This is a genomic window from Streptococcus mitis (assembly GCF_000722765.2).
GTDB classification, from domain to species: domain Bacteria; phylum Bacillota; class Bacilli; order Lactobacillales; family Streptococcaceae; genus Streptococcus; species Streptococcus mitis_AQ.
Window position 1 is genome coordinate 447,830 of sequence record NZ_CP028415.1, and the last position, 20,031, is coordinate 467,860.

Annotated in this window: 23 protein-coding genes and 1 tRNA gene; 11 read left to right on the forward strand and 13 right to left on the reverse strand. The window is 41.7% G+C overall.

All coding sequences use genetic code 11. The annotated features are described in order from the left end of the window. Nucleotides 1–248: 248 nt before the first annotated feature. Nucleotides 249–2,963, reverse strand: a complete 2,715-nt coding sequence (locus tag SK637_RS02505; protein WP_033688248.1) for an SEC10/PgrA surface exclusion domain-containing protein — start codon at nucleotides 2,961–2,963, stop codon at nucleotides 249–251. 151 nt (nucleotides 2,964–3,114) lie between these two features. Between SK637_RS02505 and SK637_RS02510 the strand changes: the two genes are divergently transcribed. Beyond that, nucleotides 3,115–3,450 carry a helix-turn-helix domain-containing protein gene (locus SK637_RS02510; RefSeq protein ID WP_033688249.1) on the forward strand — a complete coding sequence of 112 codons (336 nt, stop codon included), beginning with the start codon at nucleotides 3,115–3,117 and terminating at the stop codon, nucleotides 3,448–3,450. A 40-nt stretch (nucleotides 3,451–3,490) separates the two neighbouring features. Here SK637_RS02510 and SK637_RS09695 read toward each other — a convergent pair whose 3' ends face one another. Further along, the gene (locus tag SK637_RS09695) at nucleotides 3,491–3,655 is read right to left on the reverse strand and encodes a hypothetical protein (RefSeq protein WP_153227741.1); all 165 of its coding nucleotides are present in this window, start codon (nucleotides 3,653–3,655) and stop codon (nucleotides 3,491–3,493) included. Between the two features lie 66 nt (nucleotides 3,656–3,721). Here SK637_RS09695 and SK637_RS02515 point away from each other — a divergent pair, with 66 nt between their 5' ends. Further along, nucleotides 3,722–4,006 carry a tyrosine-type recombinase/integrase gene (locus tag SK637_RS02515; protein WP_050489868.1) on the forward strand — a complete coding sequence of 95 codons (285 nt, stop codon included), beginning with the start codon at nucleotides 3,722–3,724 and terminating at the stop codon, nucleotides 4,004–4,006. A 51-nt stretch (nucleotides 4,007–4,057) separates the two neighbouring features. Here SK637_RS02515 and SK637_RS02520 read toward each other — a convergent pair. After that, nucleotides 4,058–4,130: transfer RNA gene (locus SK637_RS02520), tRNA-Lys, on the reverse strand. Nucleotides 4,131–4,394: 264 nt separating this feature from the next. Beyond that, entirely contained in the window at nucleotides 4,395–5,666 is a 1,272-nt protein-coding gene (locus tag SK637_RS02525; protein WP_033688250.1) for a replication-associated recombination protein A, read from the reverse strand. A gap of 115 nt (nucleotides 5,667–5,781) precedes the next feature. Between SK637_RS02525 and SK637_RS02530 the strand changes: the two genes are divergently transcribed. The 6 genes from SK637_RS02530 (at nucleotide 5,782) to SK637_RS02555 (ending at nucleotide 11,368) form a co-directional block, all read left to right on the forward strand. After that, entirely contained in the window at nucleotides 5,782–6,252 is a 471-nt protein-coding gene (locus tag SK637_RS02530; RefSeq protein WP_033688251.1) for a DUF3013 family protein, read from the forward strand. 9 nt (nucleotides 6,253–6,261) lie between these two features. Continuing rightward, the gene (locus SK637_RS02535) at nucleotides 6,262–6,690 is read left to right on the forward strand and encodes an NUDIX hydrolase (protein ID WP_033688252.1); all 429 of its coding nucleotides are present in this window, start codon (nucleotides 6,262–6,264) and stop codon (nucleotides 6,688–6,690) included. A 137-nt stretch (nucleotides 6,691–6,827) separates the two neighbouring features. Further along, nucleotides 6,828–7,778 carry a 50S ribosomal protein L11 methyltransferase gene (prmA, locus tag SK637_RS02540; RefSeq protein ID WP_033688409.1) on the forward strand — a complete coding sequence of 317 codons (951 nt, stop codon included), beginning with the start codon at nucleotides 6,828–6,830 and terminating at the stop codon, nucleotides 7,776–7,778. A gap of 1 nt (nucleotide 7,779) precedes the next feature. Further along, nucleotides 7,780–8,523 (forward strand): 16S rRNA (uracil(1498)-N(3))-methyltransferase, encoded by a 744-nt coding sequence (locus SK637_RS02545; protein WP_033688253.1) that lies wholly within the window; start codon nucleotides 7,780–7,782, stop codon nucleotides 8,521–8,523. A gap of 10 nt (nucleotides 8,524–8,533) precedes the next feature. Beyond that, the gene (gene pepF, locus SK637_RS02550; RefSeq protein ID WP_033688254.1) at nucleotides 8,534–10,330 is read left to right on the forward strand and encodes an oligoendopeptidase F; all 1,797 of its coding nucleotides are present in this window, start codon (nucleotides 8,534–8,536) and stop codon (nucleotides 10,328–10,330) included. A gap of 246 nt (nucleotides 10,331–10,576) precedes the next feature. Then, the gene (locus SK637_RS02555) at nucleotides 10,577–11,368 is read left to right on the forward strand and encodes a DUF2785 domain-containing protein (protein WP_033688257.1); all 792 of its coding nucleotides are present in this window, start codon (nucleotides 10,577–10,579) and stop codon (nucleotides 11,366–11,368) included. A gap of 107 nt (nucleotides 11,369–11,475) precedes the next feature. On the opposite strand, the gene SK637_RS02560 is transcribed toward SK637_RS02555, so the two are convergent. Beyond that, complete coding sequence (locus SK637_RS02560; RefSeq protein ID WP_033688258.1) at nucleotides 11,476–12,240, reverse strand: (S)-acetoin forming diacetyl reductase; 765 nt, start codon at nucleotides 12,238–12,240, stop codon at nucleotides 11,476–11,478. Between the two features lie 255 nt (nucleotides 12,241–12,495). On the opposite strand from SK637_RS02560, the gene SK637_RS02565 reads away from it, so the two are divergent. Beyond that, on the forward strand, nucleotides 12,496–13,164 hold the full coding sequence (locus tag SK637_RS02565) for an MIP/aquaporin family protein (protein WP_033688259.1): 669 nt from the start codon (nucleotides 12,496–12,498) through the stop codon (nucleotides 13,162–13,164). A 242-nt stretch (nucleotides 13,165–13,406) separates the two neighbouring features. Here SK637_RS02565 and queF read toward each other — a convergent pair whose 3' ends face one another. From queF to SK637_RS02595, 7 genes are all read right to left on the reverse strand, one after another. Next, nucleotides 13,407–13,898, reverse strand: a complete 492-nt coding sequence (gene queF, locus SK637_RS09940) for a preQ(1) synthase (protein WP_000082587.1) — start codon at nucleotides 13,896–13,898, stop codon at nucleotides 13,407–13,409. An 18-nt stretch (nucleotides 13,899–13,916) separates the two neighbouring features. Next, complete coding sequence (queE, locus tag SK637_RS09945) at nucleotides 13,917–14,633, reverse strand: 7-carboxy-7-deazaguanine synthase QueE (RefSeq protein ID WP_033688260.1); 717 nt, start codon at nucleotides 14,631–14,633, stop codon at nucleotides 13,917–13,919. Continuing rightward, nucleotides 14,626–15,069 carry a 6-carboxytetrahydropterin synthase QueD gene (gene queD, locus SK637_RS02575; RefSeq protein WP_000464576.1) on the reverse strand — a complete coding sequence of 148 codons (444 nt, stop codon included), beginning with the start codon at nucleotides 15,067–15,069 and terminating at the stop codon, nucleotides 14,626–14,628. Before queD ends, queE begins: the two co-directional genes overlap by 8 nt. Continuing rightward, nucleotides 15,069–15,722 (reverse strand): 7-cyano-7-deazaguanine synthase QueC, encoded by a 654-nt coding sequence (gene queC, locus SK637_RS02580; protein ID WP_033688261.1) that lies wholly within the window; start codon nucleotides 15,720–15,722, stop codon nucleotides 15,069–15,071. The genes queD and queC overlap by 1 nt, the downstream gene beginning before the upstream one ends. 201 nt (nucleotides 15,723–15,923) lie before the next feature. Next, entirely contained in the window at nucleotides 15,924–16,238 is a 315-nt protein-coding gene (trxA, locus tag SK637_RS02585; protein WP_001029581.1) for a thioredoxin, read from the reverse strand. Between the two features lie 15 nt (nucleotides 16,239–16,253). Beyond that, nucleotides 16,254–16,475 (reverse strand): DUF4649 family protein, encoded by a 222-nt coding sequence (locus SK637_RS02590; protein ID WP_000570253.1) that lies wholly within the window; start codon nucleotides 16,473–16,475, stop codon nucleotides 16,254–16,256. A 99-nt stretch (nucleotides 16,476–16,574) separates the two neighbouring features. Next, nucleotides 16,575–16,955 carry a MarR family winged helix-turn-helix transcriptional regulator gene (locus SK637_RS02595; RefSeq protein ID WP_033688262.1) on the reverse strand — a complete coding sequence of 127 codons (381 nt, stop codon included), beginning with the start codon at nucleotides 16,953–16,955 and terminating at the stop codon, nucleotides 16,575–16,577. A gap of 283 nt (nucleotides 16,956–17,238) precedes the next feature. Here SK637_RS02595 and SK637_RS02600 point away from each other — a divergent pair, with 283 nt between their 5' ends. Then, on the forward strand, nucleotides 17,239–17,613 hold the full coding sequence (locus SK637_RS02600) for a CidA/LrgA family protein (protein WP_033688263.1): 375 nt from the start codon (nucleotides 17,239–17,241) through the stop codon (nucleotides 17,611–17,613). Further along, nucleotides 17,610–18,305, forward strand: coding sequence for an LrgB family protein (locus tag SK637_RS02605; protein ID WP_033688264.1), 696 nt, complete (start codon nucleotides 17,610–17,612; stop codon nucleotides 18,303–18,305). Before SK637_RS02600 ends, SK637_RS02605 begins: the two co-directional genes overlap by 4 nt. Before the next feature lie 51 nt (nucleotides 18,306–18,356). On the opposite strand, the gene gggC is transcribed toward SK637_RS02605, so the two are convergent. After that, on the reverse strand, nucleotides 18,357–19,904 hold the full coding sequence (gene gggC / locus SK637_RS02610) for a streptosactin export ABC transporter GggC (RefSeq protein WP_033688265.1): 1,548 nt from the start codon (nucleotides 19,902–19,904) through the stop codon (nucleotides 18,357–18,359). Nucleotides 19,905–20,031: the final 127 nt, after the last annotated feature.

Consider the following 20,031-nt stretch of genomic DNA (forward strand, 5'->3'; position numbering starts at 1 on the left):
TCTTGCTTTTTTTGTAGAAGATACGAAAAAAGCCTTGTAACCAAGGCTTTTCCTGTTGTATTTAGATGCCCCTTACAGTCGATTTGGAGTTAAAATAAGTAAAAATGAGTAACAAAAATATTGATAAATCAAGGTTTTGCCACTCTCTAAATCGTATGTAAAAATAAAAGGTAGAACAAAAGTAGAACAGATTATTATTTTTCTTCTTTATCACAAAATCTCCCTACGTTAGTAAGGAGATTTATTTTTTATTGTGATTTTTTGCGTTTACGGTATACAAGACCGATAGAAGATAAAGCTGTGATAATCGCAAGAGTAGCAGTATTAGTATGCTTTTCTCCTGTATTTGGAAGTTGTTTCTTAGGTTCTGCTTTAACATTTGTAGCTTTTGCAGGCGCTTGATATGTTTTATCTCCTTTAGTTCCTACTGTTGCAACTACAGCCTTATTTTGAGCCTTGGCATCTACAACATCAACCACTTTACCGTCAGCATCAAGGACAGGTTTAACCTCTCCACCTGACTGCACAATAGCATCCTTCTTGTCTTTCAAAGCTTGCAAGCGTTGTTGTTCAGCAAGGTATGCGTCATGGTCAGCTTTGAGTTGCTTAAAGTTCTCATACCCACGAGCCTTAGCTTCAGCGATACCCTCAAGACGAGCCAACTCGTCCTTAGCAGTCTTCAACTCAGCACGAAGTACACCAAGTTTAGCATTAGCATCAGTAAGCTCTTTGTCCAAAGCCTTAAGGACTTCATCACGCTTAGTAAGGGCAAGTTCAAGAACTGTGTAGATGTCACTAGCCTCTTTAGACGCTTCACGTTTGCGAGCAAGGTCTTGACCAGCTGACTTACGAGCCAAGACTGCTACATCGTGGGCTTTAGTAAGGACTTCCAATTCACCTTTGGCAGTTGCAAGGGATTGGTTGGCAGTTGATTGTTCAGCCTTAGCAGTTTCAAGAGCTGACTTAGCATCAGCAAGAGCCTTAGCTTTGTCAGTAGCGTTTGATTTAGCTAGAGCAAGCGATTCCTTAGCAGTTTGTAATGCTTTAGTGTCTTGTGCTAGTTTATCTTTAGCATCAGCAAGAGCCTTTTCAAGAGCTGGAACATCAATCTTGTTACCTACTACGTTAGATAAGTTAGTACGAGCATTAGCAAGAGCTGTTTCTGCATTAGTGTAGGTAGTTTGTGCTGATTTGACGGCTGTTTTAGATTCTTGAGAGGCTTTGACTGCTTCGTTGTAGGCTTTTTGAGCAGATTTAACTGCTTTTTCATCTACTTTCTTAGTAGTTGCAGTAGTTGATTGAGGGGCTGACAATGTGATAGATGCTTCATAGCCTTTATTAAGTTGGCTAATCATAGCACCGATACCCACTCCAAGGATAGTCTTATCAGCATCACGCAATCCAAGAAGAGAAAGTGCACCACTGAAACGGTCTTCACTACCTGTATTAGACTCCCCACCCATCAAGGTATTAACGATACCTGAGTATAATACTTGCTTGATGCGAGCCATAGTTGTAAGGTTCTCACCAAGACCAAGGAAATGAGGGATACTTGAAGTACGAACTGCTAAAGCAGAACCAGTCGTATTTGCAGTTTTCTTAGCCATGTTTAGCTTATCAGACAAGCTAAGGGTTTGGTTGTTTAGTGGATTGTATTCACCACTATTACCTGCAACATAGCCATTTGCGTTGTTGTTAAAGGCTTCAGCCAATTTAAGAGAACTATCACCTACTGTAACAGGTTTAGTACCAAACTTAGCACGCAATTCGTTGACAATTGACGCTGCATAGGTAGTCAATCGGATTTGTTGGTCTTTAGTTAAGTGTTGGAAGTCAGCAATTTCTGTTGCATCTGTGTCTTCTGCACCGTAAGGGATGTACTGACCTTTGTAATAACGTGTACCTGTAGAGTTGAAATCGTTAAGAGAGTCGGCAGTTGCACCGTATTTAGGGTCAGCATAAGGAACTTCATAAACTGCAGTGTCTACTGCATCTGTAGTACCTGCACCGTTGGCAAGAGCCTTGATTGCATCAATATACCCTTGTGAAAGAGCTGGAGAGTAAGTTGCCTTAGGAATATCGTACATTGTTTCAGAAGATGTAGTTGTTTCAGTAACACCCTGTTTAGCTACTTCTAGGGCTGATTTAGCTGTAGTGACTGCCTTATCTTTGTTAGACTGGTCAGCTTTAGCATTAGCAAGGGCTGTAGTAGCTTGAGATAGCTGGGCTTCAGCGCTAGATACCCTAGTTTGGGAGTCTTTGACAGCTTGTTCTTTGTTAGATTGAGCCTTTTTAGCATTGTCAAGGTTAGTCTGAGCAGTCGATACGGCTTGAGTGTCAGTCTTGACTTTGTTAGTAAGCGTAGCTACCTTTTTTTCAAGGGGAGCAACATCAGTAGTAGATGAAAGAGAATCTACTTTCTTCTGAGCGTCAGCTACCTTATTAGCTGTAGCAGTGGCAGTTTTCTCAGCATTTGATACTACCTTAGTTTGGTCAGCAACCTTCTCAGCCGTAGTAGAAACAGACTTATCAGCGTCAGCTACAGTTTTTTCAGCCGTAGCAAGCTCATTAGCTTTCTTTTCAGCATCTGCCTTAGCCTCAGCTACCTTTTCAGGTGTAACAGACTTAGCTTCTTCTGTTTTCTTAGTAGTATCAGCGATAGTCTTTTCTACATTGGCAATGTTTGCTTCAGTAGTTGAAACAACTTCTTTTTGCTTAGCTACATCCTGACTAGCCTTATCAGATTCAGCCTTAGCCTTGTCAACGTCTTGTTGGGTAGAAACTTTAGGTTTAACATCGTCCTTAGCAACTACCCTAGTTGCAGGTTCGTTAACGGCTACTTCAGTTTCGTTAGCTGATACCCCAGTAGATACCCCAAAAGCTGTAAGTGCTAAAGTAGAAACGACTGCACCAGTACGCAATTTCTTGATGGTTCCGTGACCTTGTGTGTTTGATTCTATCATATAAACTCCTTTATGTCTTAAAAGACTGTTTTATAAATAATATTATACCACACTTTACAGTCTTTTAAATATTATTTTTGTAACTATTTCAGTCTTTTGATAATGATTTATTCAATGGGATAAACTTGTATGATAGTTATGAGGTACTATCATGACTGAAAAAATAAATTTAAGAGAATTTGTTGCAAAACAAATCAGACTTCTAAGACTGAAAAGCGGAATGACACAAGAATATCTAGCAGAAAAAGCTGATTTGGGTTTTAACTATATATATAGGTTAGAGAATAAACAGTTAAACGTTAAGCTTGAGACTATTGAAAAAATCATACAAGCGCTTGAAGTTGATATGAATACTTTTTTTGATATTGAAAATCAAAATCAAAGCGGAGAATTTTCACAACTCATTGAAGATATTAGAAATCTACCAACAGAAAAAAGAGAACCTACTATAAAAGCTCTCCGAGATATATTAAAACAAATAAATTAAGCCAAGTATTTTTGAACTTGGCTTTTTTAAATTTGCTAATTTAGTTTTTAGTTTCTTTCTTTATACCATGCCCTGTTTTAGTCTGACTATAAATAAATTCAGATATATCTTCACCATTCAATTCTTTCTTAGCGTTATTGAATAACCAATCTAGTAAAACAAATTTATCATAAGTTTTTCCAAATTTAATGTTAAATTCATTCATACTAGCTAGTCCATTAGTTGCTTTTTCAATGCAATCTAATAAGAAAATTTCCTTTTCTATGATGTTGTGTATGGAGTTCCTAGTAATAATGCAGTAAATCAAAGTTTACAATCGCTACTAAAAAAATTAGATATTTCTCCATATAATTTAACAGCTACGGGTATTAGACATACTTATGCTAGTATGTTGCTTGCAAAAGGAATTGATATCTGGGTAGTTGCTCATGTGATGGGCCATAAAAATATAAAACAGGTAACAGAAACGTATGGTCATCTTTTGAAAGAGAAGAAAGAAGAACATCAGATTATTCGAAACCTTTTAAGTGAGTATTCGTTGGTAGAACAAAAGTAGAACAAATAAGCAAAAAAGCCTTTATTCCAAGGCTTTTCCTGTTGTATTAGATGCCCCCTACAGGGATCGAACCTGTGACCCACGGATTAAGAGTCCGCTGCTCTGCCAGCTGAGCTAAGGAGGCAAAGAAAAAAGCTGTATTGGTGCCGAAACTTCACGGTTTGTATTGAACCCGCGCAATTAAGCAGGTGGGCAACTCGCTCTAACTGAAGCTGTTTCCGTGTGAGACGGCCTACATGCTGTTAGAAGACTTTTGTTTCCCTAATAATACAAAAAATAGTCGGTCAACACTTAAGTGTGAAGTCGTACACCACAGCGTTTCTATGTTTATATGATACCACTTTTTCAAAAAAAATCAAGAGGAAAGTGCAATTTTTTGAAAAGGATTTCAGATTTTTCGCAAACGGTCGATAGCTTCCTTTCTTTGAGCCAAAGCCCGTTCATATTTACCAGTGTCTTCTGCTTGAAAATAGTGATGACTGCGAATTTTTTCTGGCAGATAGTCTTGCTTGACCCAATTTCCAGGATAGTTGTGTGGATAGAGGTAGTCTTGGGCATTCCCCAGTTCCTTGCTTCCGCTGTAGTGGCCATCACGCAGGTGTCTCGGAATGGGCAAGTGCCCTGATGTTTTGAGGTCGGCAAGTGCCTTATCCATAGCTACATAGGCTGAGTTGGATTTTGGAGAAAGGGCCAAATCAATCACGACATTGGCAATGAGAATGCGAGCTTCGGGGAAGCCAATCTTTTGGGCAGCATCCAGAGCAGTCACAGTATGAATCTGAGCTTCAGGATTGGCCAAGCCGATATCTTCATAGGCGATAACGGTCAAGCGACGCGCGAGACTAGGCAGGTCCCCAGCCTCAATCAAGCGGGCAGCATAGTGAAGACTAGCATCAACATCTGAGCCACGGATAGACTTTTGTAGGGCAGATAGAACGTCATAGTGACCGTCTCCATCCTTGTCCATGGTAATGTAGCTCCGCTGCAGGCTATTTTCCATGATGTCGAGGGTGATATAGCGGATGCCCTTGTCATTCTCAGGGGTAGAGAGAACAGCCAAATCCAGTGAGTTGAAGGCAGAACGTAGGTCTCCGTTTGTAGAAGTTGAGATGAAATCCAGCGCATCCTCATCTAGTTCTACTGGAAAATCAAAACCACGCTCAGGGTTACTTAGAGCTATCTGAAGAGCCTCTTTGACGTCTTGGTTAGACAGAGGTTCCAACTCAAAAATCTGAACACGGCTACGAATGGCAGGAGTGACAGAAAAGAAAGGATTTTCAGTCGTAGCGCCAATCATGATGATCAGACCACTTTCCAAGAGAGGCAAGAGGAAGTCTTGCTTGGTTTTATCTAGTCTATGAATCTCGTCTAGCAATAGGACGAGACCACCAGAGAATTTAGCCTCTTCCGCGATTTCTTGCAGTCGCTTTTTACTATCAACTGTCGCATTGAAGGTTCGAAAGGCATACTTTGTAGTCCCAGCGATGGCAGAGGCAATACTGGTCTTGCCGATTCCTGGAGGTCCGTAGAGAATCATGGAGGACAAGCGATTGGCTTCCACCATGCGACGGATGATTTTTCCAGGTCCGACCAGATGCTCCTGACCAATGACCTGGTCGATGGTTTTAGGGCGCATACGAAGCGCGAGATTGTCTGGCATAGCAGTCCTTTCTAACGTAGATTTTCTGATGTATATGTGGTAAGATGGTAGTATCTATTTTAGCATATTTCCGAGCAATCGGGGCGATTAAAGAGTCGCATAGAAAGAGGACAAAATGGCAACATACGGATTTTTAGATGTTTTAGAGGAAGAGTTGGAGAAGAACTTTCCCTTTGACTTTGAGATTAGTTGGGACAAGCGTAACCACGCAGTTGAAGTGAGTTTTTTGTTAGAAGCGCAAAACGCTGCAGGCGTGGAGATGGTGGATGAAGACGGAGAGGTTTCGTCAGATGACATTCTCTTTGAAGAAGCAGTTCTTTTCTACAATCCTGCTAAATCAACAGTCAATGCAGAAGACTATTTGACTGTCATCCCTTACCTGCCTAAAAAAGGATTTTCTCGTGAATTCTTAGCTTATTTTGCGCTATTTCTCAAAGATACTGCAGAGGTTGGACTAGATGCCCTCATGAACTTTTTGGAAGACCCAGAAGCAGAAGAATTTGTCATGGAATGGAACCAAGAAGTCTTTGAAGAAGGAAAAGCAGGCTTGGAAGAGGGAGAATTTTACCCTTATCCGAGGTATTAGGAGTCTAGCATGGAAATAGAACTTACTGATTTCCAAGGTTGCAAGATTGCCTTATTTTGTGGTGATAAGCTACTGGTCATCTTGCGTGATGATAAGGCAAGCATTCCCTGGCCTAATATGTGGGAACTGCCCGGTGGTGGGCGAGAGGGGGATGAAAGTCCTTTTGAATGTGTGGCGCGTGAAGTTTATGAAGAACTGGGAATTCATTTGACTGAGGATTGTCTACTTTGGGCGAAGGTTTATCCAAGTATGCTTTTTGCGGATAAACAATCTGTATTTCTAATCGGTCTGTTGACACAGGCCCAGTTTGACAGTATCGTCTTTGGAGATGAGGGACAGGGTTATCAGTTAATGAATGTTGAGGAGTTTCTTAGTTCCAGTCAAGTTGTACCTCAGTTGCAAGAGAGAGTAAAAGATTATTTAAAAGTAAGTGATTAGAAAGGATGGTTCGGTTAGATTTCTAAACTGAACCCGCCCTAAGCACTGTGCCAAAAAGATAAACTTCTCTTAGACACAAGCGTCTTCAGAGAAGTTCCTATTTTGGCTTTGTGTTTTACGGGCTTGGTATCTTAATTATGGAAACATGGCAAGAGTTAAAAGTTACAGTCAAGCGTGAGGGAGAGGAGTTGGTTTCCAATCTCCTGATTGAGCTGGGAGCGCAAGGTGTTGCGATTGAAGACAGCATGGACTATGTGGGAAATGTTGACCGCTTTGGCGAGATTTTCCCAGAGGTCGAGCAGCAAGAAGAAATAGTTGTGACAGCCTATTATCCTGATACGGTGGATGTGGCAGTGGTTGAGGCAGACTTACAGGCTCGTTTAGCAGAATTGATAGATTTTATGGATTTGGGTGAGGTCAAGATGGGGACGACTGCCTTGGCTGAGGAAGACTGGGCAGACAACTGGAAGAAATACTATGAGCCAGCTCGAATTACTCATGACTTGACTATCGTGCCGTCTTGGACAGACTATGAGGCGACTGCGGGAGAAAAGATTATCAATCTGGATCCAGGTATGGCTTTTGGTACGGGGACCCATCCAACGACTAAGATGAGCCTCTTTGCCTTGGAGCAGGTCCTTCGTGGTGGCGAAACGGTGCTGGATGTGGGGACTGGTTCAGGGGTTCTCTCTATTGCAAGCTCGCTTCTGGGTGCTAAGGAAATTTTCGCCTACGACCTAGATGATGTGGCAGTTCGTGTTGCTCAGGAAAATATTGAGCTCAACCCTGGCATGGAAAATATCCATGTAGCGGCTGGAGATTTGCTTACAGGCGTGGAGATTGAAGCAGATGTGATTGTGGCTAATATTTTGGCGGATATCCTCATTCATCTGACAGAGGATGCTTATCGCTTGGTCAAGGATGAAGGCTACCTCATCATGAGTGGCATTATCAAGGACAAGTGGGACATGGTGCGCGAGTCGGCTGAGTCAGCTGGATTTTTCCTCGAAACTCACATGATTCAAGGGGAATGGAATGCCTGTGTCTTTAAGAAAACCAAGGATATTTCCGGTGTGATTGGAGGCTAGCATGCAACAGTATTTTGTCAAAGGCAGTGCTATCTCTCCTGTCACCATCGAGGACAAGGAAACCAGCAAGCATATGTTTCAGGTTATGCGCTTGAAAGAAGATGATGAGGTTACTTTGGTCTTTGATGATGGCATTAAACGTTTGGCGCGCGTCTTGGATGTTGAAAATCGTCAGTTTGAGTTGGTTGAAGAGTTAGCTGACAATGTGGAACTACCAGTCCAAGTGACCATCGCATCCGGCTTTCCTAAGGGAGACAAGCTGGAGTTTATCGCTCAAAAAGTAACCGAACTGGGTGCCAGCCAGATTTGGGCCTTTCCTGCTGATTGGTCGGTAGCCAAGTGGGATGGCAAGAAATTGGGTAAAAAGGTTGAAAAACTAGAAAAAATTGCCCTTGGAGCAGCAGAACAAAGCAAGCGTAATATCGTTCCAAGTATTCAGCTTTTTGAAAGGAAAGCAGACTTTCTAGCCCAACTTGACCAGTTTGACCGTATCGTAGTGGCCTATGAAGAGTCGGCCAAAGAAGGTGAAGCCGCTGCACTTTTACAAGTAGTTAGTGGCATTGAAAAAGGAGCTAAATTGCTCTTTATCTTTGGCCCAGAAGGTGGCCTGTCACCTACAGAAATTGAAAGTTTCGAAGCTAAGGGAGCAGTCTTAGCAGGACTTGGTCCTCGCATTTTGCGAGCAGAAACAGCGCCACTTTACGCCTTATCAGCCCTTAGTGTTTTATTAGAATTAGAGAAATAAGAGGAAGAAAATGGAACAAAAACACCGTTCAGAATTTCCAGAGAAGGAACTTTGGGATTTAACAGCCCTATATCAAGACCGTGAGGATTTCTTGCGTGCAATCGAGAAGGCTCGCGAAGACATCAATCAATTTAGCCGTGATTACAAGGGAAATCTTCATACTTTTGAAGATTTTGAGAAGGCCTTTGCGGAATTGGAACAAATCTACATTCAGATGAGCCATATTGGTAACTATGGCTTTATGCCTCAGACGACAGACTATAGCAATGACGAATTTGCCAATATTGCCCAAGCTGGTATGGAATTTGAAACAGATGCCAGTGTAGCCTTGACCTTTTTTGACGATGCTTTGGTGGAAGCTGATGAGAAAGTCTTGGACCGTTTGGGGGAACTTCCCCACTTGACGGCAGCTATTCGTCAGGCCAAAATCAAAAAAGCCCACTACCTTGGAGCAGATGTGGAGAAGGCCTTGACCAATCTCGGTGAAGTTTTCTACAGTCCACAGGATATTTACACTAAGATGCGAGCTGGTGACTTTGAAATGGCTGACTTTGAAGCTCATGGCAAGACCTACAAAAACAGTTTTGTTACCTATGAGAATTTCTACCAAAACCACGAGGACGCAGAGGTTCGTGAGAAATCCTTCCGTTCCTTCTCAGAGGGACTTCGTAAGCACCAAAATACGGCTGCCGCAGCCTATTTAGCCCAAGTCAAGTCTGAAAAACTCTTGGCGGATATGAAGGGCTATGACTCAGTTTTTGATTATCTTTTAGCTGAGCAGGAAGTAGACCGTACCATGTTTGACCGTCAGATTGACCTCATCATGAAGGATTTTGCGCCAGTTGCTCAGAGATACCTCAAGCATGTTGCCAAGGTAAATGGTCTTGAAAAGATGACCTTTGCAGACTGGAAATTGGACTTGGATAGTGCACTCAATCCTGAAGTGACTATTGATGATGCCTATGATTTGGTCATGAAGTCGGTAGAACCTTTGGGGCAGGAATATTGTCAGGAAGTTGCTCGTTACCAAGAAGAACGCTGGGTGGACTTTGCTGCTAATAGTGGCAAAGATTCTGGTGGTTATGCGGCGGATCCATATCGCGTGCACCCATATGTCCTTATGAGTTGGACAGGCCGTTTGAGTGATGTCTATACCTTGATTCATGAGATTGGGCATTCTGGTCAATTCATCTTTTCGGACAATCACCAGAGCTACTTCAATGCCCACATGTCTACCTACTATGTCGAAGCACCGTCAACCTTCAATGAGTTACTTTTAAGTGATTACTTGGAGCACCAGTCTGACGACCCTCGTCAAAAACGCTTTGCTCTGGCTCACCGCTTGACAGACACCTACTTCCATAACTTTATTACTCACCTCTTGGAAGCAGCCTTCCAGCGTAAGGTGTATACATTGATTGAAGAAGGGGAGACCTTCGGAGCAAGCAAACTCAATAGTATTATGAAGGAAGTCTTGACGGATTTCTGGGGAGATGCCATTGAAATCGACGATGATGCAGCTTTGACTTGGATGCGCCAAGCTCACTACTACATGGGCTTGTATAGCTACACCTACTCAGCAGGACTAGTCATCTCGACAGCTGGTTACCTCCATCTTAAAAACTCAGAAACTGGAGCTGAAGACTGGCTCAATCTCCTCAAATCAGGTGGTAGCAAGACACCACTTGAGTCAGCCATGATTATCGGTGCTGATATTTCAACAGACAAACCACTCCGTGATACCATTCAATTCTTGTCAGACACGGTTGACCAGATTATCACCTACAGTGCCCAGTTGGGAGAGTAGGGGAATAGAGAGCTTGTTCTAGAATGATGTTTATGAGCTTGTTAAGCGTCATTCTATTTGTTTTAGCTGTAGCTATTTTCAAACACGCCGTTGAAGGTCGTGATGTTAAATTTAAACTTGCTGTAGAGTTGATATTGATAGTTATTTACTTCATTGTATATCAGATTGTGTTTAATTGAGAATTCAATATTAAGTCATTTAAGGCTGGTTTTTTGAACAGCTGCTAGAAATGTAGAGGTATTGACCATGTATCAAAAGTTACGTAGAAAAATAGCAGAAGAAAAACCAAGTTATAACCAGGAAGAAATCCAGTGGTTGCTTGATCATTTGGGAGATTCTTCTCCAGAAATTCGCGATGACCTTGTTTTTACAAGCTTTGCTAGAGGGATTCAGAAAGAGCTATTTACACAGGAACAATTTCATTTCATTGCTGAGGAAATTTCATCTGATGGAGGGTTAGATAAAGAGATTGATAAGGTAGGCCTGTCAACCCTTGAACGTTCTTTTAGAGCACTTGTTTATGCAAATCTCTTGTCTGCAGATGCCAACCAGCAATCGATTTTTTATCAGGGATTAAATGCAGGAATTCGTAATGTCCTTTTAAATCAAGGTTTGTATTATCTTTCAAAAGAAAAGGATACAAGGGGTTTTTCAAGTCGATATGGTTGGGTTCATGCTTTTGCACATGGAGCCGATTTACTGACAGAGGTGGTTTGTCATCCAAACTTTCCTAAAAACAGAGTTCATGAAGTATTTGATATACTTGGCCAACTATTTAAAAGAATTTCGATTCGCTTTACAGATGATGAGGATTGGCGTTTAGCAAGAGTGATCTATGAACCTATTTTACAAGGGAAGTTGGAGCAAGAGCAAGTAGCTTCTTGGATAAAAGCTGTTGACTTTCCGATAGAAGAAAGGGAAGATTTTTATAAATTTTCCAACTTCAGATCCTGTCTGTTGGAAGTCTATGTCCAACTTGACCAGAGAAATAGTTTACAAGATGACTTGAAAGAAGCTATCCAGTCTTTTCAATACTAGGGATAAGCTAATATTACTTATTGAAAGAGTTTCTATTGTATCCTCCTAACTAATAATGAAAACTAATAAAAGAGGTTGAATCATTTTCCAACCTCTTTTTGTGTATTTTAATGGAATTGCATACCACCATCAACGATAATGGTTTGTCCTGTAATGTAGTTTGAATCTGGTCCTGCAAGGAAGCTGACAGCAGCAGCCACATCTTCTGGTTCAGATAGACGTTTTAGGGTAATATCTTTTGCAAATGTCTGCATACCCCATTCGTCATCTTTTCCTGCATTTTTACCAACTTCATGAGCGATGTCGTACATCATTGGTGTTTTCACAATACCTGGTGCGTAGGCGTTAACAGTGATGCCTGAGTCTGCTAAATCACGTGCTAATGTTTGCGTAATTCCACGAACAGCAAATTTGGTTCCACCATAAACAGTTAGATTTGGATTACCGACTACCCCGGCTTGAGAGGTTGCGTTGATAATTTTACCTCCGTGGCCAAGTGCTTTAAATTGCGCTTGTGCAGCTTGTGAACCCCAAATGACACCACCAACATTGATTCCGAAAGTACGTGTAAATTGTTCCTCAGTAATTGTATCAAGAGGAGTAGTTGGAGCAACACCAGCGTTATTTATGACAACATTCAAATCACCAAAATGGTCAACAACCTTTTGAAATGCTTGTGCAACTTCTGCCTGTTTCGAAACATCAGCCACGACAGCAAAGGCATTTTCAGCTGATAATTCGGCAACAGCTTTTTCAGCTGTTTCGGGATTGTAGTCTAAGACTCCCACCTTAAAGCCATCTTGAACCAATCGTTTTGCGATTGCAAAACCGATTCCTTGACCTGCACCTGTGACAATAGCAACTTTAGACATATGATTCCTCCTTGGTATCCACGATACCATTCAAACGTTCATAAAAGAACAGCAAAGTTGTAAAAATTAGTTCAAATGAGGGAATAAATAATTTATTAGAACTATATTGACATTATATACCTTTAGAAAAAATGTTTCAACTAAACACTACCGTTTTTAGAGAATTTTATCCTGAAAATTTCCAAACAATTTTCTTGAAACCCTTTCCCTCTTTTGATAGACTAGTACCTAGTTTTTGAAAAAAGGAGAAAGAAAATGAAAAAATTTGTTGCTGAATTAATCGGTACTTTTATGCTTGTGTTCGTCGGAACAGGAGCTGTTGTTTTTGGAAATGGTCTTGAAGGTCTTGGTCATCTTGGAATTGCTTTTGCCTTTGGTCTGGCAATCGTGGTTGCAGCCTACTCAATCGGAACTATTTCAGGTGCTCACTTGAACCCAGCGGTTTCGATCGCTATGTTTGTAAACAAACGTTTATCATCTTCAGAGCTTGTAAACTACATCCTTGGACAAGTAGTTGGAGCTTTCCTTGCGTCAGCTGCGGTATTCTTCCTCTTGTCTAACTCAGGCATGTCTACTGCTAGTCTTGGTGAAAATGCCTTGGCAAACGGTGTCACTGTCTTGGGTGGTTTCTTGTTTGAAGTCATCGCAACCTTCTTGTTTGTCTTGGTTATCATGACTGTGACATCAGTAAGCAAGGGCAATGGCGCGATTGCTGGTTTGGTAATTGGTTTGTCCTTGATGGCGATGATTCTTGTCGGATTGAACATTACTGGACTTTCAGTAAACCCAGCTCGTAGCTTGGCACCAGCTGTTTTGGTAGGTGGCGCAGCTCTTCAACAAGTTTGGATTTTCATCCTTGCGCCAATCGTTGGTGGGGTTCTTGCAGCCCTCGTTGCAAAAAACTTCCTTGGAACAGAAGAATAATTGAAACTCAAAAAGCCTTGCTCCTCATTTTGAAGAACAGGGCTTTTTCGTATGATACTCTTCGAAAATCTCTTCAAATCACGTCAGCTTAACCTTGCCGTATGTATGTTACTGACTTCGTGCAACCTCAAAACAGTGTTTTGAGCTGACTTCGTCAGTATTATCTATAACCTCAAAGCAGTGCTTTAAGCAACCTGCGGCTAGCTTCCTAGTTTGCTTTTTAATTTTCATTGAGTATGAGTTTAACGGTTGTCAATTTTCTCTGGATAAAGGTCGTGTTGGAAGAGGCGTTGTTCTGCCAAGCCTTCATACTTAGTTCCTGGCTTACCGTAGTTGTAGTAGGGGTCAATTGAGATGCCACCGCGCGGAGTGAATTTTCCCCAGACTTCTAAATAGCGAGGATCTAGCAAGTTGACCAAGTCTTTCCCGATGGTGTTGATACAGTTTTCGTGGAAATCTCCGTGATTTCGGTAGCTAAAGAGGTAGAGTTTGAGAGATTTTGACTCAACACAGAGCTTGTCAGGGATGTAGGAAATATAGATAGTTGCAAAGTCTGGCTGAGCGGTAATAGGGCAAAGTGAGGTAAATTCAGGACAGTTAAATTTGATGAAATAGTCATTTTCCACATGACGATTGTCAAAGGATTCCAGGACTTCTGGTTGATACTCGAAAATGTAGTTGGTTTCTTTGTTGCCGAGGAGGCTTAGGTTTTTCATTTCTTCTTGTTGTGACATGATTTTTTCTTTCTAATATTAAACACCACGTTTGTTATCGTAGAGGAGGGTATGCAGTTGAGGAAGGACGCGGACATTGCCCCAGCTATCGTCGGCAGCGATGCGTTCCCAGAGTTCTTTGAGACGGTCCAGTTGGTCTTGGACAATATTACCCGTAGCCTTGGGCTCAGGATTTCCTGCAGATAAGAAGAGAACATCTGGTTGGTAGCGTTCTTGAATGTCTTTGGCAAAGGCTAAATCCGCATCATCAAAGATAGGGATTTTAAAGGTGACCTTGTCTGGATCCAGTTGGGAAACGATAAAGTCCAAGGTCTCAAAGTTGACTTCCATTTTGGATGAAGGAGGTTTGGGACTCAGAGTGACCTGGTCGATGTCTTTCAACCAATTTTGCCAGCGAGAGCCTTGAGTTTCAACAGCCAGAGTGACACCACGTTCCTTGAGTTTAGTGACGAGTTCAGCCATGTTGGCTGCTAGGATAGCAGGATTCCCCCCAGACAGGGTGACATAGTCGTAGCTCCCTAATTTATCCAAGGCAGCAATGACTTCGTCAGCTGTCATACGAGTTGGCTTTTCAGAGCCATCCCAGGTAAAGGCAGAATCGCACCAGTCGCAGTGGTAGTCGCAACCAGCAGTGCGGACAAACATGGTTTTCTGCCCGATAGCACGGCCTTCGCCTTGAAAGGTTGGACCAAAAATTTCCAAAACTGGTAGTTTGAGGACACGTTCCCTAGTCATCTAACCACTCCCGTCTAAACTCCGCAAAGGAAGTCGGAGTTTCATAGAGGCGAACGTATTCCAAACGGAGACCACGTTCGTCTGGCAACTCTTGACTCATAGTTTGGAAAATCCAGTAAACCATATTTTCGGCAGTCGTGTTCATATAAGGTAGGGTTTCATTGAGATAGCGATGATCCAAGTGAGGTTCTAAGTAGTTCTTGTAGATCGCTTTGATGTCTCCAAAATCGTAGGTCATGCCCCGTTCATCTAAAAAACCACTGACAGCAATCTGCAGATGATAAGTGTGGCCGTGCAGGGATTTGCATTTTCCCTCATAGTGAAAGAGGTGGTGGGCAGCATCGAAGGTAAACTCTTTTGATACCAAGGTTCTGTGAGGATTGTAGACAAGAGACTCCCCGGTTTCCTGTTTGATTTCTTTGGGTGCAAAAAACATTAGGCCTCTCCTTTCTGTGAGAGATAAACATCTAGACCATGTTGACGTAGGTGGCAGGCTGGGCAATCTCCACAGCCACTTCCGATAATCCCGTTGTAGCAGGTTAAGGTCTTTTCACGAACATAGTCAAAGGCACCGAGTTGGTCGGCTAATTCCCAAGTTTCAGCCTTGTCTAGCCACATGAGAGGTGTTTGGATAACAAAGTCGTAATCCATGGCAAGGTTGAGGGTAACATTAAGGGATTTGACAAAGACATCCCGACAATCGGGGTAGCCTGAGAAGTCTGTCTCGCAGACACCTGTCACGATATCTGTAATGCCCCGTTGCTTAGCAAGAACTGCCGCAAAGGATAGAAAGAGGTGGTTGCGACCGTCAACGAAGGTATTGGGAACCTCTCCCTCTTTTTGCTCAATCTCCATATCAGAGGTCAAGGCATTTTCAGTGATTTGTCCCAGCAGAGACATATCTAGGATATGATGACGAATCCCCTGTTCCTTGGCGATTTCTCTAGCAACTTGAATTTCGAGATGATGACGTTGGCCGTAGGCAAAGGTAACGGCTTCGACCGTTTTATAGTGTTCTTTAGCCCAAAAGAGGCAGGTTGTAGAATCTTGACCGCCGCTAAAGACGACCAAGGCAGATTGACGTTTCATAGTACTCCTTCCAAAATGGGGAATGTTCAGAGCACGCAAAAAGCTCCCTTGAGGGAGCTAAAAAATACCAAGTCAAGGTTTTTTTTAGCGATGGCATGTCCCAAACATCGTAGTATTCTACCTATAGTCTAGCATATTTTTTGAAAAATGGCAAAGGGCAAGAAAAAAGAGACCAAAGCAAGTACTTGGTCTCTAGTATGATTAGCTCAATTCAGCAACGATGGCCTTGATTTGTTCTGCAGTATGAACACCTGCAACTTGTTTGACAACTTGGCCGTCTTTTTTGAAGAGAAGGGTTGGGATAGACATGATACCAAAAGCACGAGCTGTGTTTGGATTTTCATCAACGTCCATTTTAACGATTTTCAAAACATCTTCTGAAAGTTCTTCAGACAATTTGTCCAAGATTGGACCTTGCATACGACATGGACCACACCAAGTTGCCCAGAAGTCTACCAAGACCAAACCGTCTTTAGTTTCTTGTTCGAATGTTGCGTCTGTAATTGCTTTTGCCATTGTATTTCTCCTTTTTTAGTTATATTGGCTTAAATCTTGTTTCTTGAGATAGAAGAAGATATCTCCATAAGTCCCATGGTAGTCCAAATCATGACCCTTGTAAGTTAATTTTTGGACAGGGTAGTAGTCTGCGACGCCGATAAGGCAAGCTTGTTGTGAACGATCAAAGTCTTCATAAGATTCGAAAGTTACAGTTCTTTCGTTCTTGCTGGCATCTAGATAGGTAATTTCAATCATTTTAAAAACTCCTTTGTTTAATGATGACTTTATTTTACTCCTTGTAAAAGAGAATGTCAAGAAAAATGATTGCGCACGCAACTTTTTTCTAAAATCATCTTAAATCAAGAAATCCAAACCAGTTTCCAAGCTTTCTTCGACAGCCTTCTGTAGAGCGGCCAGTGTCTTTTGCCCATCACTTGTCAGGCAGATAAAGCTAGAACGTCTATCTTGATCACAACACATGCGACTAAGTAGACCGCAATTTTTGGCTTCCAAGCGAGCCACCATCCGAGAAACAGCGCTCGGACTCAGATGAAGTTTATCTGGCAGGTCAATCTGGCGTAGAGATTTTTCTTGTGCCAAGTCCAGATAGTAGAGCAGATAGAACTCTTTCAAGGTCAGACTTTGCTCGCTGTGCTGGGCAATAGTCTCTTCCAAGAGACTTTCAATTTCTTTCTGACGCCGATTGAAGTCAAACCATTTTTCCAAATAGGTCATAGTATCTCCTTTCTTTTTAGAGTTATAAATAGAAGAAAGTCCATTCACGGACAGTCTTTGTATCACAAGATGATTGCGCATGCAATAATTATACTACTTTTCAAGAAAGCTGGCAAGAAAGACACTGGAAGATTTTATCCTAAATCATACCTGTTTTTACTAGTCTTTAATTGTCTGTATCCCCTTTCTTCTCTAATTTTCATTATCTCTTGTGCATTTCCTTGAAATTTTCTGAAAAAAGAGTAAACTGGTATGCAAGAAGTCTATTTCGTGGAGTTTTAGGATGAAATTATATGTTCAATTAATGATTCTCTTTGTGATTTCTCTAATCGGAGAGGGGATTTCCAGTTTCTTTCATTTGCCCATCCCAGGCAGTATTATCGGTTTGATTATTCTCTTTCTCGCCCTGCAATTCAAGTGGCTGAGAACTAGGCATGTCAATATGGTGGGGAATTTCTTGCTGGCCAATATGACCATTCTCTTTTTGCCGCCAGCAGTGGGAATCATGGAAAAGTTTGATGTGATTGCTCCCTATCTTTTTCCAATTGTTTTGATTGTCTTTTTTGCAGCAGTCATCAATATTATCCTCATAGCCTTGGTGGTTCAGTTTATCAAACGACGGTTTGAGGGAGATTATGAGAAAGGAGATGCCAAATGAGTGAATTTGTTTCCAATCCCCTGTTTGGGCTTGCCCTGTCTATCCTAGCTTATCTAGTAGGAATGCTGATTTACAGACGGTTTCCCCATCCTTTGACAACGCCCTTGCTTTTGTCAGCTGTTTTCATTATCATCTTTCTAAAAGTGACGGGTATTTCTTACCAAGATTACTACCAAGGTGGGGTTTATCTGAACAATTTGATTGTCCCATCGACTGTTGCTCTAGGGATTCCGCTTTACAAGAGTTTTCACCTGATGAAGCACCATGCACGGAGTATTCTCTTTGGTAGTCTGTTAGCAGTAGTTGTCAATACCTCTTTCACAGCCTTGGTGGCGAAAATATTTGGCATGGACTTTTTCCTAGCCATTTCTCTCTTTCCCAAGTCAGTAACAACCGCCATGGCAGTGGGAATCACAGAAAAATTGCAAGGTTTGACGACTGTGACCTTGGTGGTTGTAGTGGCGACTGGGATTTTAACCAGTGTGATCGGCCCAACCCTTTTGAAGTGGTTGAGAATTGACGACCCAGTAGCTGTTGGTCTTTCCCTTGGAGGAACAGGCCATGCAGTTGGAACGGGAACAGCCTTCCGATACGGCTCTGTAGCAGGAGCTATGGGTGGTTTGGCTATCGGTGTTACCGGTATTCTCTATGTCTTTGTCAGCCCTATTGTGGCCAGTTTGATATTGAGTTAAAAAGCAAGGAATTCGGATTCCTTGCTTTTTAAAATCGTATGTTATAGACTATTACTTTTCTATGCTTAAATGAATGACTTGGTCATAGTGTTTTAAGTCTTCTTCTGTGTAGTGGTGAATGACTTCAATGACTGTTTGAGGTAGGGAGAAGAGCAAGTCGCTAATTTTTCTGCTATTTTCCGAGTCAAGATTGGCCTTAATTTCATCTGCTAAGATGAGTTGGCTATCATGGTAGAGGGCGCGAGCGATTTCTAGGCGTTGTTTCTCGCCACCAGATAGACTATCATTGCTGAGCGTTCTATTTTCCAAATGTTCTAATCCTGTTTTTTTGAGGATGTGAGTTAAAGTTTCTTCTTTTTTATCCAGTCCTAGAAGGATATTGTCTTCCAGAGATAGTGTGTCAAAGTAATGGCTATCTTGGAGGATATAGGAACTAATGCCCGTGATTTCTTGACGTGATAGCTTTTGACCAGCAAAGCTAATCTGTCCACTTGTCGGTGTCTCTTCTCCATGAATGATATTGAGCAGGGTTGTCTTACCAGAGCCACTTTCCCCGATAATGGCAATTTTTTCTCCTTGCTTGATGTGTATGGAAATCGGAGATAAGAGGATATTCCCATCTTTTTCTAGGGAGATGCTGTTAAGTTGGATAGGAAAAATGTTCTCTATGCTTCTAGGCGAGATGGAGTCAGACTGACCCAAAAGTTTTTGGTATTTGTTGAGAAGAGTTCGAGTCGCTTTTCGGGTGTTGGTAAAGTAAGCCAACTCTTGGAATTGATAGCCGATATTATGTGAAACTAGATAGATGGCCACAAAACTCGCCGCATCTAAATAATTATAGTAGGTCATAAAGCCACCGATGACGATTGGTGTGACAGAACAAAAGGCATCGATGCTATTGATCAAGAGACTGTTTAAAGTTCGTTGTTTTTCATAGTTGATTTCGGCATCTAGACTGGTTTGTAATTGTTTTTGATAGCGAGCAAAAAAGTAGTCTTGCCCCTGATAATGGCGAATTTGTTGGCTACCACCAATAAAATTTGTCAAGCTTGCTAAGTAGCTTTGGTTAACAGTTGACCGCTTTTCAGAAAGTGAGTCCAAACGCTTTGATCCGATAGCACTGCAGAGGACAGGAAAGGAGTAGAAGAGGATGAAAATCAAGCCCAGGTAAAAATTGGTCCATAGGGCATAGAGAATGGACACAGTTGTGAAGCCAAGGGAAGAAATGATGATGACCGTTGGTTCAATATAGCTTTCTTCTAGTTGCTTGACGTCGTTTTCTAGGTCAGACAAAATATCCTTTTCATCAATCTCATAACTGTTTAAAAATCGCTTGAAAATAGCACTCTTGATTCCATATTTGAAGTCAGTAATCAAACGAGCGTAGTAATAGCGTTTTCCAGCCAAGCCTAGTAAGAGGATAAGATTACCAAGGATTCCTAGAATCAATACTTTCCAAAGAAGGCCTAGCTCTTGATTGCTAAAACTAGCAACAATATTTTGAACAAGGACTGGTGTGATAATTGCTTCCAGCCAAGTAATGGCAATAGAAAAGAAGTAAAGTACAAGGTGCTTTTTAGTAACAAATCTTCTCAGCATAAAGAGTTGCCCTCCTTATCGATATACATGTAATTAGTTTTAAAGTCATTATACTCCTTTATCTCAAATACTTCATATAAAAATGTAAATCCTGAGAACGAAAAAAGTCTAGCGAGTTATTGTCGCT